12 protein-coding genes are annotated in these 14,068 nt (G+C 72.1%); 6 read left to right on the plus strand and 6 right to left on the minus strand.

Annotation, left to right across the window (positions count from 1 at the left end; genetic code table 11):
- The first annotated feature begins 18 nt into the window (after positions 1–18).
- Together IFT88_RS04450 and IFT88_RS04455 are read left to right on the plus strand one after the other, a co-directional pair.
- Positions 19–1,557, plus strand: a complete 1,539-nt coding sequence (locus tag IFT88_RS04450) for a rhamnulokinase (RefSeq protein ID WP_249408746.1) — start codon at positions 19–21, stop codon at positions 1,555–1,557.
- A 37-nt stretch (positions 1,558–1,594) separates the two neighbouring features.
- Complete coding sequence (locus IFT88_RS04455) at positions 1,595–2,833, plus strand: alpha-hydroxy acid oxidase (protein ID WP_043594750.1); 1,239 nt, start codon at positions 1,595–1,597, stop codon at positions 2,831–2,833.
- Between the two features lie 81 nt (positions 2,834–2,914).
- On the opposite strand, the gene IFT88_RS04460 is transcribed toward IFT88_RS04455, so the two are convergent.
- The 3 genes from IFT88_RS04460 to IFT88_RS04470 form a co-directional block, all read right to left on the minus strand.
- Positions 2,915–3,955 carry a TerC family protein gene (locus tag IFT88_RS04460; protein ID WP_043594751.1) on the minus strand — a complete coding sequence of 347 codons (1,041 nt, stop codon included), beginning with the start codon at positions 3,953–3,955 and terminating at the stop codon, positions 2,915–2,917.
- Between the two features lie 225 nt (positions 3,956–4,180).
- Positions 4,181–5,230, minus strand: a complete 1,050-nt coding sequence (gene ctlX, locus IFT88_RS04465) for a citrulline utilization hydrolase CtlX (RefSeq protein ID WP_199858878.1) — start codon at positions 5,228–5,230, stop codon at positions 4,181–4,183.
- A 52-nt stretch (positions 5,231–5,282) separates the two neighbouring features.
- Positions 5,283–6,314, minus strand: coding sequence for an ornithine cyclodeaminase (locus IFT88_RS04470; protein ID WP_043594752.1), 1,032 nt, complete (start codon positions 6,312–6,314; stop codon positions 5,283–5,285).
- Positions 6,315–6,463: 149 nt separating this feature from the next.
- Between IFT88_RS04470 and IFT88_RS04475 the strand changes: the two genes are divergently transcribed.
- Complete coding sequence (locus IFT88_RS04475) at positions 6,464–6,895, plus strand: Lrp/AsnC family transcriptional regulator (protein ID WP_054146944.1); 432 nt, start codon at positions 6,464–6,466, stop codon at positions 6,893–6,895.
- Positions 6,896–6,925: 30 nt separating this feature from the next.
- Here IFT88_RS04475 and IFT88_RS04480 read toward each other — a convergent pair whose 3' ends face one another.
- A complete protein-coding gene (locus IFT88_RS04480; protein ID WP_192119080.1) occupies positions 6,926–7,894 on the minus strand; it encodes an epimerase in 969 nt (322 codons plus the stop codon).
- Between the two features lie 94 nt (positions 7,895–7,988).
- Here IFT88_RS04480 and IFT88_RS04485 point away from each other — a divergent pair, with 94 nt between their 5' ends.
- A complete protein-coding gene (locus tag IFT88_RS04485) occupies positions 7,989–8,831 on the plus strand; it encodes a sulfurtransferase (RefSeq protein ID WP_192119082.1) in 843 nt (280 codons plus the stop codon).
- 19 nt (positions 8,832–8,850) lie between these two features.
- Here the strand turns inward: IFT88_RS04485 and IFT88_RS04490 are convergent, their stop codons facing one another.
- Positions 8,851–9,057: a YegP family protein gene (locus IFT88_RS04490; protein WP_192119084.1), complete on the minus strand. Its 207-nt coding sequence runs from the start codon at positions 9,055–9,057 to the stop codon at positions 8,851–8,853.
- 330 nt (positions 9,058–9,387) lie between these two features.
- Complete coding sequence (locus IFT88_RS04495; RefSeq protein ID WP_192119086.1) at positions 9,388–9,789, minus strand: hypothetical protein; 402 nt, start codon at positions 9,787–9,789, stop codon at positions 9,388–9,390.
- Between the two features lie 274 nt (positions 9,790–10,063).
- Between IFT88_RS04495 and IFT88_RS04500 the strand changes: the two genes are divergently transcribed.
- Together IFT88_RS04500 and IFT88_RS04505 are read left to right on the plus strand one after the other, a co-directional pair.
- Entirely contained in the window at positions 10,064–13,831 is a 3,768-nt protein-coding gene (locus tag IFT88_RS04500) for an AAA family ATPase (RefSeq protein ID WP_192119088.1), read from the plus strand.
- Entirely contained in the window at positions 13,828–14,043 is a 216-nt protein-coding gene (locus IFT88_RS04505) for a hypothetical protein (RefSeq protein ID WP_162235887.1), read from the plus strand. The genes IFT88_RS04500 and IFT88_RS04505 overlap by 4 nt, the downstream gene beginning before the upstream one ends.
- Positions 14,044–14,068 lie beyond the last annotated feature (25 nt).

The following is a 14,068-nucleotide window of genomic DNA, read 5'->3' on the forward strand; positions in this document are numbered from 1 at the left end:
GCGATGAACTCGTCTGCGATGAGGCCCGCCAGGCCGGTCGCGGGTGGCGTCGTCGCCGCGGTCGACCTCGGCGCGACGAGCGGGCGCGTCGTGCTCGGCCACGTCGACCGCGACAGCGTGCGGCTGCAGCACGTCGCCCGCTTCGCGAACGAGCCGGTCACGCTGCCCGAGGGACGGCCCGTCGGTCAGGGCACGAGTGCCGGAGGCGCGGGCCGGGTCGGTCTGCACTGGGACGTCACGGGGCTCTGGCGGTCGGTCACCGCGGGGCTCGCGCAGGCACTCCGCGACGAACCCGGTACGGCCTCGGTCGGCGTCGACTCGTGGGCGGTCGACTACGGCCTGCTCCGCGACGGACGCCTGCTCGGCGCCCCCTACCACTACCGGGACGAGCGGTCGGCGGCCGGCGTGGAGGCCGTGCACGCCGTCGTGCCGCCCGCCGCGCTCTTCGCCCGCACGGGTCTGCAGCACCTGCCGTTCAACACGGTCTTCCAGCTCGCGGCCGACCGCGCCGCCGGGGTGCTCGAGCCCGCCGATCGGGCCCTGCTCGTGCCCGACCTCGTTTCGTGGTGGCTCACCGGCACCGCCGTCACCGAGCGCACGAACGCGTCGACGACGGGGCTGCTCTCGCCCGTGACGGGGGAGTGGGACGTCGAGCTGCTCGGTCGTCTCGGCCTCGCGACCGACCTGTTCGCACCCCTCGTCGACCCGGGTGCCTCACTCGGGGCGCTGTTGCCCTCGGTCGCCGCGGCGATCGGGGCGCCGGCCTCCCTCGGGGTCACGGCCGTCGGCTCGCACGACACCGCCTCGGCCGTGGTCGCCGTGCCGCTCGCGGGCGACGACGCCGCCTACGTCTCGAGCGGCACGTGGTCGCTCGTCGGTCTCGAGCTGCCGTCGCCCCTCCTCGGCGACGAGGTGCGGGCTGCCGGCTTCACGAACGAGGGCGGCGTCGACGGCCGCGTGCGCTTCCTCAAGAACGTCTCGGGCCTCTGGCTGCTCAGCGAGTCGATGCGTGCCTGGAGCCGCTCGGGGACCTCGGCCGCCGAGCGTAGCAGCGACCTCGCCGCCCTCCTCGCCGAGGCGGCCGCCGTCACCCGGCCCGTCCCGGTCTTCGACGCCACCGACACCCGCTTCACGCCGCCCGGCGACATGCCCGCACGCATCGAGACGTGGTGCGTCGAGCACGACGTCGCGCCCCCGCGGGGCCGGGCCGAGACGGTGCGGAGCATCCTCGAGTCTCTCGCGGCGGCCTACGCGGCGACCCTCCGGGACGCCGAGCGGCTCTCGGGCCGCACGGTCCGCACCGTGCACGTCGTCGGGGGCGGGTCGCAGAACGAGCTGCTCTGCCAGCTGACCGCCGACCGCACCGGCCGCACCGTGCTCGCCGGTCCCGTCGAGGCGACCGCCCTCGGCAACGTACTCGTCCAGGCGCGGGCCGCCGGTCTCGTCGACCGCTCGTCCTCCCTCGAGTCGCTCCGCGCGCTCGTGGCCGCTTCGTCCGCCCCCGTGACGTACCGCCCGCGGTCGGGAGCGTCCTCGGCCGCCGCCCGCGCCTCCTGATCTCCTCCCTCCCCACCGACCCGGAAGGACCGTCCCCATGGTCGACCGCCGCCTGCCGAAGTTCCACGACCTCGCGCCGCTCATGCAGTTCAAGAAGCCCACCTTCGACCTCAAGGCGAAGCGCCTCCGCGAGGCGCTGACGATCGAGGACCTCCGGCGCATCGCGAAGCGGCGGACGCCCACGGCGGCGTTCGACTACACCGACGGCAGCGCCGAGGCCGAGATCTCGCTGCGACGCGCACGACAGGCGTTCCGCGACGTGCAGTTCAACCCGGCGATCCTGCACGACGTCGCGACGGTGGACACCGGGTGGGACGTGCTCGGGAGGCGGGTCGAGCAGCCGTTCGGGATCGCACCGACCGGCTTCACCCGCATGATGCAGACCGAGGGCGAGAAGGCGGGTGCCGCCGCGGCCGCCGCCGCGGGCATCCCGTTCAGCCTGTCGACGATGGGCACGGCGAGCGTCGAGGACGTCGCGGCCGCCGCACCCGGGGGCCGGAACTGGTTCCAGCTGTACATGTGGAAGGACCGCGACCGATCGATGGCGCTGGTCGACCGGGCGGCGAAGGCCGGGTTCGACACGCTGCTGGTGACGGTGGACGTCCCGGTCGCGGGGGCGCGCCTCCGGGATTCGCGCAACGGCATGACGATCCCGCCCTCGCTGACGCCGAAGACGATCATCGACGCGTTGCCCCGGCCGTGGTGGTGGGTGGACTTCCTCACGACCGAGCCGCTCGCGTTCGCGTCGCTCGACCGCTGGTCGGGCACGGTCGCCGAGCTGCTGAACACCATGTTCGACCCGACGGTCACCTACGACGACCTGGCCTGGATCAAATCACAGTGGCCGGGCAAGCTCGTCGTCAAGGGCGTGCAGACCGTCGACGACGCCCGCCGCGTGACCGATCTCGGCGTCGACGCGCTCATCCTGTCGAACCACGGCGGGCGTCAACTCGACCGGGCGCCGATCCCGTTCCACCTGCTGCCCGACGTCGTGAAGGAGGTCGGCGCCGACACCGAGGTCCATCTCGACACGGGCATCATGTCGGGTGCCGACATCGTCGCCGCGGTCGCGCTCGGGGCCCGGTTCACCCTGATCGGCCGGGCCTACCTGTACGGGCTGATGGCCGGCGGACGCGAGGGCGTCGACCGGGCGATCGAGATCCTGTCGGTCGAGATCGCCCGCACGATGCGTCTGCTCGGGGTCAACTCCCTCGACGAACTCGAGCCCCGGCACGTCACCCAGCTCGAGCGCCTGGTGCCGCGCGCTCGCGGGTGACACCCCACACCGCGTCTCGTGCAGCGCACCCCGACCAGTCGCGGTGCGGTGCACGAGACGCGGTGCTGTTCGAGCCGCCGCCTAGTGGCGGGTCGGGTCGTCCGAGTCCTTGGCGACCGTGACCTTCTCGCCGTCGATCTCGTCGCGCTTGGCCTTCTGGGCGTCGCCGCGGGTCTTGGCGAGGCTGGCGATCGTGGCGACCGTGATGGTGGCGCCGATGAACAGCAGCGAGAACCAGATCGGGATCTCGGGCACCCAGAGCAGCGGTTCGCCGCCGTTGATGAACGGCACCTCGTTGACGTGCAGGGCGTGGAAGACGAGCTTCACGCCGATGAACGCGAGGATGATCGCGAGACCCTGCGACAGGTAGACGAGACGCTCGAGCAGTCCACCGATCAGGAAGTACAGCTGGCGCAGCCCCATCAGGGCGAAGGCGTTGGCGGTGAAGACGATGTAGGCCTCGTTGGTGAGCCCGTAGATCGCGGGGATCGAGTCGAGGGCGAACACCAGGTCGACGAAGCCGATCGCGATGACGCAGAGCAGCAGCGGCGTGACGAAGCGCTTGCCGCCCTTCTTGACCGTGAACTTGTCCTCGTGGAACTCGTCGTCGACGGGCAGCACGCGGCGGGCGATCTTGACGAAGGCGTTGTCGGCCGCGTTGCCGCCGTGGTCGCCCTTGATCTGCTGGTAGGCCAGCACGAAGAGCAGGGCGCCGAAGAGGTAGAAGACCCACGAGAAGTTCTCGATCAGGGCGGCGCCGGCGGCGATGAAGCCCGCACGCATGATCAGCGCGATGACGATGCCGATCATCAGCACCTTCTGCTGGTACATGCGCGGCACGGCGAACCCGGTCATGATCAGCAGGAAGACGAACAGGTTGTCGATCGACAACGCCTTCTCGGTGAGGTAGCCGGCGAAGTACTCGCCGCCGAAGCCCCAGCCGCTGACGAAGCCGATGCCGACGCCGAACAGCAGCGCGAGACCGATGTAGAACGCCGACCAGCGGGCGGACTCGCCGATCGTCGGCTCGTGCGGCTTGCGCACGTGGGTGAAGAACTCGAACACGAAGAACGCGATGGTGACGGCGATCGTGATGAGCCAGGTGGTCAGTGAGACGTCCACGGGGATGCTCCGGGTGGGTCGGGCTGATGAGGCGGGTCGGGCTGAGCGGCACGAGCGGCCGGACAGCGGAGAAGGCTCCTGAGAAGACGGTACGTGGGGGTCCGCTGGGGGCGTGCCCTCAAGCGACCGTGACAGTGCTGAGAAGCTGCAGTGCGTGCAAGGCCCGCCCCCACGTCACCGGGGTGGCCAATGCCCCGGCCGGCACCGAGGCAGGAGGTGCCCCGGCTACGACCGGGGCGTCAGGTGCACTCCGGCCAGCATGCAGCGCACGGACCCGCCGGCGAGCTCGATCGTCGGCACCTCGAGCGGCAGCGGCCGGGCGTGCCGCGCCACGGTGCGGCGTTGCGACGGGGTGAGGGACGCCCAGCCGCGTGCCGAGATCGCCAGCACGGGTCCGTCGGCCCCCGCCAGTTCGAGCGCGTTGCCGGCGAACTCGCCGAGCTGGGCGCGGGTGAGGGCGACCACCTCGCGTCCGGAGGCCGTCAGGCGCTCGACCACGCGCCTCCGTTCGCTCGTCGACTCGATCGATTCGAGGCCGACCAGGGCGAACCGCGACGCCACGCTCATCATGACGTTCGTGTGGTAGATCGGCACGCCGGTCGCGTCGGTGGCGGTGAAGGTCACGGGCTCGTGTCCGAGGTCTGAGCAGACCAGGGCGACGGCCGCCCGGTCGGCCCGGTGCGAGAGCGCGACGTAGGCGACGCGCCCGACGTGGTCGAGGACGAGCGCCCCGGTGCCCTCGACGACGATCCCGCGCCGTTCGAGCGGCGAACGGTCGAGCACCTCGGTCACGAGGTACCGCTCGCGCAGCAGGTCCACCACGTCCGTCCGTCGCTCGCCCCGGCGGTTCGGCGAGTGCATGGGGTAGAGCACCACCCGGCCGTCGTCGTGGGTCGAGAACCAGTTGTTCGGGAACACCCCGTCGGGCCGGTCGGTCCGCTCGTCGTCGACGAGGTGCACCGTGACGCCCGCCGCGCGCAGTGCCTCGGCCGCCCGGGTCACCTCGTCGAACGCACGTGCCGCGAGCTGGGCCCGGGTCGCGTCCACCTCGGCCGGGTCGGTCTGGAACGCGTTGTCGGCCGCGGTCTGCGGGTTCGGCGTGAAGTGGTGCGGCCGCACCATGACGACCGCGGCGGGCGACTGGACGGCCGTCCGCGCCTCCTCGTCGGCGCTTCGGGTGCGCGAGGAGGCGCGGAGTGCGGGGGACGCCGCCGACGTCGCCGCGGCGGTGGCCGGGGACGAGGAGGCGCGGGGCGGGGGAGCGACGGTCGTCACGACGGTCTCGGCACGGCTTCTGCGGTGGGTGCGGTTCGGGGCGGTCCGGGCCTCAGACGCCGACGGGCCGACGGGCGGCGACGAGGCCGAAGAGGTCCTTCGGGTCGTCGGGATCGGCGACGAGGTCGATCTCGACGGCGTAGTCCGTGCCCACGACGTCCTCGCGCAGGTACTTGAGGGCGCAGACGTCCTCGATGGCGAAGCCGACCGAGTCGAAGATCGTGATCTGCTCGTCGCTCGTCCGCCCGGGGCGCTGCCCGGCGACGACCTGCCACAGTTCGGTGACGGCGAAGTCGGCCGGCTGGTGCTGGATCTCGCCCTCGACGCGGGTCTGCTCGGGGTACTCGACGAAGACGTCGGCCCGGCGGAGCGTCGCGGGGTCGAGCTCGGTCTTGCCCGGGCAGTCGCCGCCGATCGCGTTGACGTGGACGCCGGGGCGGACGGCCTCGTCGGGCAGCACGATCGCGTTCTGCTTGTCGGCCGTGCAGGTCGTGATGACGTCGGCGCCGTCGGCCGCCTCGCCGGGGCTCGCGCACACCGTGATGTCGAAGCCGAGCGGCTCGAGGTTGCGGACGAACTTCGCGGTGGCGCGGGGGTCGACGTCGAACACGCGGACCGTCTCGAGTCCGAGGGAGGCGCGCATCGCCAGGGCCTGGAACTCGGCCTGCGAACCGGCGCCGATCAGGGCGAGCACGCGCGAGTCGGCCCGTGCGAGGCGCTTGGCGGCCATGGCGCTCGTGGCGGCGGTGCGGAGCGCCGTCAGGATCGTCATCTCGGCGAGGAAGGTCGGGTAGCCCGTGTCGACGTCGGCGAGCACGCCGAAGGCGGTGACGGTCTGGTAACCGCGCCCCGGGTTCGACGGGTGGCCGTTGACGTACTTGAAGCCGTAGGTCTCGCTGTCGCTGGCCGGCATCAGCTCGATGACGCCGATGGGGCTGTGGGAGGCGACGCGGGGCGACTTGTCGAAGGCGGGCCACCGGGCGAAGTCCCGCTCGAGGGCGGTCACCATGCCGCTGGTGATCGGGCCGACCCCGCGGTCGGTGACCCATCGGATCATGTTCTGCACGTCCACGAAGCGCACCACGGCGACCTCCTCCTGCTCGGCCCGGCTCGGTCGTCGCGTCCGGGTGGCACCACGTTAGGACTGGGCGATGTGCAGCCACAATCACCATCCAGCGCCATTCCGCTCGTCCGATCACGCGTTCTGCGCGGTCGTGCTGTACGTTTCGGGTCATGGCGGATCTCGACGAACTCGACCGGCGCCTCCTGGCGGCCCTGCGGGTCGACGCGCGCGAGTCGGCGGCGAGCCTCGCGCGGCGGTTGGGCGTGACGCGGGCGACGATCACCTCGCGGCTCGACCGGCTCGAGGCGACGGGCACGGTGCTCGGCTACACCGTGCGGGTGCGCGAGGCCGACGACCCCGACCTGATCCGTGCCATCGGCTTCATCGAGATCGAGGGGCGGTCGACCGACCACGTCATCCGGCAGCTGCGGGGCTTCCCCGAGGTGGCGTCTCTCCACACGACGAACGGCGGCTGGGACCTCGTCGCCGAGCTGCGCACGTCGTCGCTCGGCGAGTTCGATCGCGTGCTGGCCCGCATCCGCAGCGTCGAGGGCGTCGTCAACAGCGAGACGAGCCTGCTGCTCAGCTCCGTCCTCCGCTGACCCGGTGCCCGCGGACCGCGACGTCCGCGCTCAGGCCGCGCCGCGCCTCCCGGCGACGATGCTCTTCAGGGCCTCGTCGAGGTGCGGGTGGACGAACTCGTACCCGCCGTCGACGAGGCGCTCGGGCAGCACCCACCGGCTCTTGAGCACGAGCTCGGTCTCCGTGCGGAGCACGGCCGTGCCGAGCTCGAGCATCCACCGCCAGGCGGGCAGGCCGAACGGCACGCCGAGCACGCGGCGCAGGGTGCGCATCACGGTGCGGTTGTCGCTCGGGTTCGGCGACGACAGGTTGAGCACACCGGCGACCGACTTGTCGTCGCGGGCGAACCGGATCGCCCCGAGCACGTCGTCGACGTGGATCCAGCTGAACTTCTGCCGCCCACCGCCCCGGCCCTCGTGGTGGTACGTCCCGGCCGCGAGCCGTGCCCGGGTGGCCGGCCACGGGCCGTCCAACTGCGGCCCGCCGAGGCCCGCCCGCACGAGGTTCATCAGCGGGACGAGTGCGCTGCCGTCGCCCAGCACGATCGCCATGCGCAAGGCGACGCGACGGGTGGCGGGCAGCTCGCCCGCGAAGAACTCGGCCTCCCACGCGGTGGCGACGTCGACCGAGAACCCCGAGCCGATCTCGCCGCCCGACTCGGTCATCGGGCGGTCCTCGGCGTGGCGGTAGATCGTCGCCGTCGACGAGTTCATCCAGACCCGAGGAGGCGCGGCGCACGCGAGCACCGCCTCTTTCAGTTCGCGTGTGGTCTCGACGCGTGACCGCACGATCTCGGCGCGGTTCTCGGGGCCGTAGCGGCAGTTCACGCTCTTGCCCGCGAGGTTGACGAGGAGGTCGGCCCCGTCGAGCAGGGCGGTGATGCCGGCGGTGTCGCCCCACGACGCGTCCGGTCCATGGCGACCGATCAGGCTGACGCGGGCACCCTCGGCGCGGAACGCGGCCGCGAGGTGCTGCCCGATGAAGCCGCTGGCTCCGGCGAGGACGATGTGGTCGGTCATGGGGCTCACGCTAGGGGACCGGTCGGTCCCCGTCCGCGCGATCCCTCGACATCGAGCAGACCTCACGTGTGGGGTGCCCGTTAGCCTCGTCGGCATGAGCCATCCCCTGGTGACCGCTGCCGAGCTCGACGCGACCCTCACGGGTGGGGGAGCGGTGCGCCTTCTCGACGTCCGCTGGCGGCTCGACCGCCCGGACGGCCTCCCCGCCTTCCGCGAGGGGCACCTGCCCGGCGCGGTCTACGTGGACCTCGACACCGAGCTCGCCCGGCACGGCGCGCCCGTCGAGGGGCGGCATCCGCTGCCCGACCGGGCCGACCTGCAGGCCGCCGCCCGCCGGTGGGGGCTGCGCGACGGGGATGCCGTCGTCGTCTACGACGACCTCGGCGGGCAGTCGGCGGCTCGCGCGTGGTGGCTCCTGCGGGCCTCGGGCATCGCCGACGTGCGCTTGCTCGACGGCGGGCTCACGGCCTGGACGGACGCGGGCCTTCCCCTCGAGCAGGGCGACGCGGACGTCGTGCCCGGCGACGTCACCCTCGGCGACGATCCGTGGCCCGTGATCGACGCCGACGCGGCCGCCTCGTGGTCGCGCACCGGTGTGCTGGTCGACAGTCGGGCCGCCGAGCGCTACCGCGGCGACGTGGAGCCCGTCGACCCGCGGGCCGGTCACGTCCCGGGTGCCGTCAACCTGCCGACGGCGGGCAACCTCGACTCCACGGGTCGGTTCGTCGACGCCACCGCGCTGCGCGCCCGGTTCGAGGAGGCGGGGGTCACGCCCGCGACACCGGTGGCCGTCTACTGCGGCTCGGGCATCACCGCGGCCCACAACGCCTTGGCCGCGACGATCGCCGGGTTCGACCCGGTGCTCTTCGCCGGATCGTGGAGCGCCTGGTCGAACGACCCCACGCGCCCCGTCGCCACCGGCGGCCGCCCCGGGTGACCGAGGGACGGGGCCGCGGTCAGTCGGCGTGACCGGGGACGGGGACGTCCGTCCGGTCGTCGACCACGGCGTCGACGGCCGTGAGGCGCAGGGCGTCGATGCCGTTCATCGCCGCGCCCTTCTGCTTGTAGCCGCCGGACGAGGCGAGGACCTCGCCGTTGCCTGCCGTCAGGACGAAGCGGTACTCGCCCGAGGTGTCCTGGGTGATGACGAAGGTGCCTGCCATGGGAGTCCCCTTGCACGAAGTGGTGCACGCGCTCTGCGTGGCGACAGCATAGGGCCGCGCCCCGACCGAGGGGCGACCCGCGTCGCCGAGCCGACCGGCGCCTCCTCGTGTGCGGTCACACCGACCGTTTGACATGTGAAATGCCACGTGACATACTGGATGAGTCGGTGCGGCCGCCCGCGAGTCTCGTCCCCCCTCCGAGACCGGGCGGCCGCACCGGTCCGTCTCGGTCTCGCACCGAGCACACGAGAGCGCCCGGCCCCGGATGGCAGTCGCGGTGTCGGGCGCTCTCGTCGTTCCCGGGCGACGGCCCGGGGGTCAGGTGCCGCGTCAGTCGGCCAGCAAGACCGCCATCGCGCCCTTCAGGGCCTCGCGGTCGCGGCGCAGCTTGGCGACCTCGGCCTCGAGTTCGGCGACGCGCTCGGCCGTGGCGGTCGACCCCGAACCCGGGGGCCGACCCCGGCGGGGGGTCGCGGCGGTCGTGGGGGCGGCCTCGTCGTCGTCCGAGGTGACGTCGAGTTCCCTCTCGACCGCGTCGTCGGGTGCCGGCGTCGGGGTGATCGACCGCTCGTGGGCCCGGATCCATCCGCGCAGGGACTGCTCGCCGACCTCGAACTCGGACGCCGTCTCGCGGATGATCGCCCGGTTGCCCGGCTCGGCCTCGCGACGTTCGAGCACCCGGGCGAGCGACTTCTCTCGCGTCTCGTCGCTGTACTTCTGTTCGAAAGGCATGTGCGCTCCTGGTGTCGAGACACGGTGTCGTGTCAGCTCATTGAATAGCCCCCGTGATGACCGTACTGTACGTTCACGTGGGAGCGCTCGGTTATGACGACAACTCACGTAACCGATCGTGTCGCGCATCATGACGGATGACGTAACACCAACATCGATGGGCATCATGTGTCGCCGAGGGGTCCACCGACGTGAGGACGGCCCGGCGTGACGACTCGCGACGGAACCGCCCGTCCTCCGGGTGTTGTCGAGGCGGACCGCTTAAGGTGTCAGGGTGTGGCGAGCCGACAGACAGCATGACAACGACGACGACGAGAACGACTCCGTCGCCGTCCCGACCGGCGCGCCCACGGGCGTGATCACACCCCACGCCGTCAGCCTCGGGCACCCGGGTCACTCCCTGGGCAACGTGGCCGAGCCCGTCTGGAACACCTGGCGCGAGTCCCTCCGACGAGTGGGCGGCTCCTCGACGCTGCTGCACTTCGGCGACTCGCAGCGGTCGCGCATCGAGCTGAGCACGACCCACCCCGGTGGCCTCGCCCAGTTCATCACGGGCAAGACGACCCTGCTGTCCAGCCTGATCCGTGACGACCTCGCCCTGCGCACGGCCCGCGCCGCAGCCGGCGAGATCGCCGCGAAGGGGCTCGAGCTGAGCACGGTCCGCGGCATCGACGCCGTGCACCTGGCCATCGGCGTCGCCGCCTGGTCCTTCGCCGGAGAAGACTTCCGGGCCCCCGTGTTGCTGCGCCCGCTGGCGATCCGGCGCCACGGTCGCGACTTCGAGGTCAAGCTGCTCGGCGAGCCCTTCCTCAACCCGGCGCTGGTCGACGCCCTGCACGACCAGTTCGGCATCACGCTCGACGCCGAGTCCTTCGTCTCGCTCGCCAGTCGAGAGGGGTCGTTCACGCCGAACCCGGTCATCGACCGCCTCCGCGGGCTGACCGCCCACCTCGAGTGGTTCACGGTCCAGCCGCGACTCGTGGTCTCGACCTTCGCCGAGGTCTCGACCGAGATGGCCCTCGACGCCCGCGAGCTCGGGCACCCGGTGCTCGACGCGCTCGCCGGCAACCCGATGGCCATCCGTCAGGTCGAAGAGGCCTACCGACCCACCACGGCGACGCCGCAGGACGAGCGCAGCCCCGAGACCGACACCCTGTTGCTCGACGCCGACCCCGAACAAGAGAACGTCGTGGCGCAGATCGCCGCGGGCAACTCGGTCGTCGTCAAGACCCTCCCGGGCACGGGCGGCACCCAGACGATCGTCAACGCGGTCGGCCGTCTCGTGTCGCAGAACAAGCGCGTCCTCGTGGTGAGCGCCCGCCGGGCGACGCTTCGGGGCATCACGAGCCGCCTCACCGACGTCGGCCTGCCGGGTGTCGCCGTCAGCCCGACCACCCTGCGCCGTGACGTGATCCGGTCGATCTCCCGCAACGAGAAGGCCACCCACCCTCAGATGGGAGAAGTCGACGACGCCCTCGTGCGCCTCCGCAAGGTGCTCGTCGACTACCGCGGCGCCCTCAGCCGCCGCGACCCCGAGCTCGGCGTCTCGGTCCTCGACTGCCTCACCGAGCTCTCGCGGCTGGCCCTGCTGCCCGCGGCCCCGGCGACCACCGCCCGCCTTAGCCGGCGCAGCATCGCCGCCATGGTCGACGGTCGCGGCCGCGTCGCCGAGACGATGGTCGGTGCCGCCAACCTGGGCGAGTTCAAGTACGGCCCGGGCGACTCGCCCTGGTACGGCGCCCGCTTCACCGAGAGCGTCGGGGCCGGTGACGCGCACCAGCTCGCCAAGAACCTGCATCACCGCGACCTGCCCCGCCTCCTCGAGCGCGCAGAAGAGGTCATCGGCAGCACCCGCATGCGCCCGTTCGAGAGCGTCTCCGAGCTCGGCGTCTACCTGCGCCTGCTCACCGAGATCCGCGACACCCTCGACAAGTTCATGCCCGTGGTGTTCGACCGATCGGTCGCCGAGCTCGTCGCCGCGACGGCACCCAAGCGCGAGGCGCCCGACATGTCGAGCGCCAACCGTCGTCGACTCAAGAAGCTCGCCCGCGAGTACGTGCGACCCGGCGTCCACATCGCCGACCTGCACGGCGCGCTGCAGCGCATCCAGCAGCAGCGCGTCGTGTGGCAGCGCTACGTGTCGGCCGGCACCCCGCCCGAGGTGCCGACGGGCATCGCCGACACGCACGTGCTCCACCAGCAGGTGTCGCAAGACCTCGAACGACTCGACGGCCCCCTCGGCCTGACGGGCGACGACGGGCTGACCGAGATCGGCATCGTCGAGCTGCAGCAGCGGCTCGAGGCCCTCGCCGCCGAGAGCGACGTCCTGCAGAACCTCCAAGAGCGCACCGAGCTCATGACGACCCTGCGCGACCTCGAACTGACCCCGCTCATCACCGACCTGGCCAACCGCCACGTGCCCGAGCACCAGGTCGCCGCCGAACTCGAGCTCGCCTGGTGGCGTTCGGCACTCGAGTCGTTGCTCGAGGCCGACCGTGCCCTGCTCGGCGCCAACACCGCCATGCTCGACCGGCTCGAGGCCGACTTCCGCCTCGTCGACGAGGCCCACGCCGCGGGCAGCGCCCAGCTGCTCGCGTGGCTGCTGGCCGAGAACTGGAAGATCGGGCTGGTCGACTGGCCCGACGAGGCGTCGGCGCTCAAGAACCTCCTGCGTCAGGGCCACCTGACCGCTCGTCTGCTGCACGACGCGGCCCCGCACCTGTCGCGCGCCGTCGCTCCCGTCTGGGTCGCGTCCCCGTACGAGGTCCACACCATCGCCGACACCGTGCCGTTCGACACGGTCGTGCTCGTCGACGCCGGGGCCACGACCCTGGCCGAGAACGTCGGGGCGATCCGCCGCGGCAAGCAGACCGTGGCTTTCGGCGACCCCGTGACCCAGACCCCGTCCGAGTTCGACATCGGCGTCGTGCCGGGCAAGCCGCCCGTCGACGCCGACGAAGAGGCCCTGGCCACGTCGCACTCCGAGAGCGCCCTGGCGCGCCTCGCGACCCTGCTGCCCACGCTCTCCCTCACGCGCAGCTACCGTGCCGGCGGAGAAGACCTCGCCGAACTCGTCAACCGCCGGTTCTACGGCGGGCGCATCGAGTCCCTGCCCTGGGCGGGCAGCTTCCTCGGCCACGGCAGCATCGCGCTCGACTACGTCTCGGGCGGCACCGCCGTCCCCGACCCCGAGTCCGGCGCCGTCGAGAGCGTCGACGCCGAGGTCGACCGCGTCGTGTCCCTCGTCCTCGAGCACGCCCGCACGCGTCCGAGCGAGTCGCTCATGGTGCTGACGGCGTCGGCCAAGCACGCCATCCGCGTCCAGCAGGCCGTGCTGACCGCCGTCTCGGGGCACAAAGACCTGACCGAGTTCGTCGTGGGCGACCGCAGCGAGCCGTTCATGATCGCCACCCTCGAGCAGAGCGTCGCCCAGAGCCGCGACCACGTCGTGTTCTCGATCGGCTACGGCCGCACCCCGCACGGTCGTGTGCTGAGCGACTTCGGTCCGCTCGGCCAGCCGGGAGGCGAGCGCCTGCTGGCGGTCGCCATGACGCGGGCGCGTCGGTCGATGGTCATCGTCACCTGCTTCCAACCGGGCGACATCGACTCGAGTCGCATGGGCCACGGGACGGTCGCGCTCAGCGAGATCCTCACCGAGGTGCAGGCCCGGACGTCGGCCGAGCACGTCCCCGACGACAGTGAGCCCATGCTCGTCGACCTTGCTCGCCGGCTCGAGGTCAAGGGCATCCCCGTCGCGCTCGGGCACCGGGGCAAACTCGGTCTCGTGGCCGCCCACGACGGTGTCTGCGTCACGATCGAGACCGACACGACGCTCTCGCGCACCAGCCTGCGCGAGTCGCTGCGCTCGCGTCCCGAGGTGCTGCGGCGGCTCGGCTGGCACTACATCCGCGTGCACGCGTTCCAGCTCTTCACCGACCCCGACGCCGTCGCCGAGCGCGTCGCCGAGGTGCTCGGAATCGGTGATTCGCACACGCACGAGGTGCCGGCCCTGTCGGCCAGCCAGCACGTCAACCGGCGATGACCCCGGGAGGCGCGGCGTCCGAGGGCGACGCCCCTCACGCCCTCGAGGCGGCCGAGCCGAGCCCCCTGGTGGTGCGTCGGCGGGCCGGGCGTCGCGTGAGCACCGACCCGGTGCCGGGCAGCGACCCCACGCCCGCTCCCGAACCCGCGCGGCAGGGATCGAGCGAGAACGACCAGCGACTGCGTGCCGACGTCCCACCCCACTGGGGCTGAGTCGTCGTCCACGGTGACGCGACGA

Source organism: Frigoribacterium sp. CFBP 8751 (genome assembly GCF_014841545.1).
Taxonomy (GTDB): domain Bacteria; phylum Actinomycetota; class Actinomycetes; order Actinomycetales; family Microbacteriaceae; genus Frigoribacterium.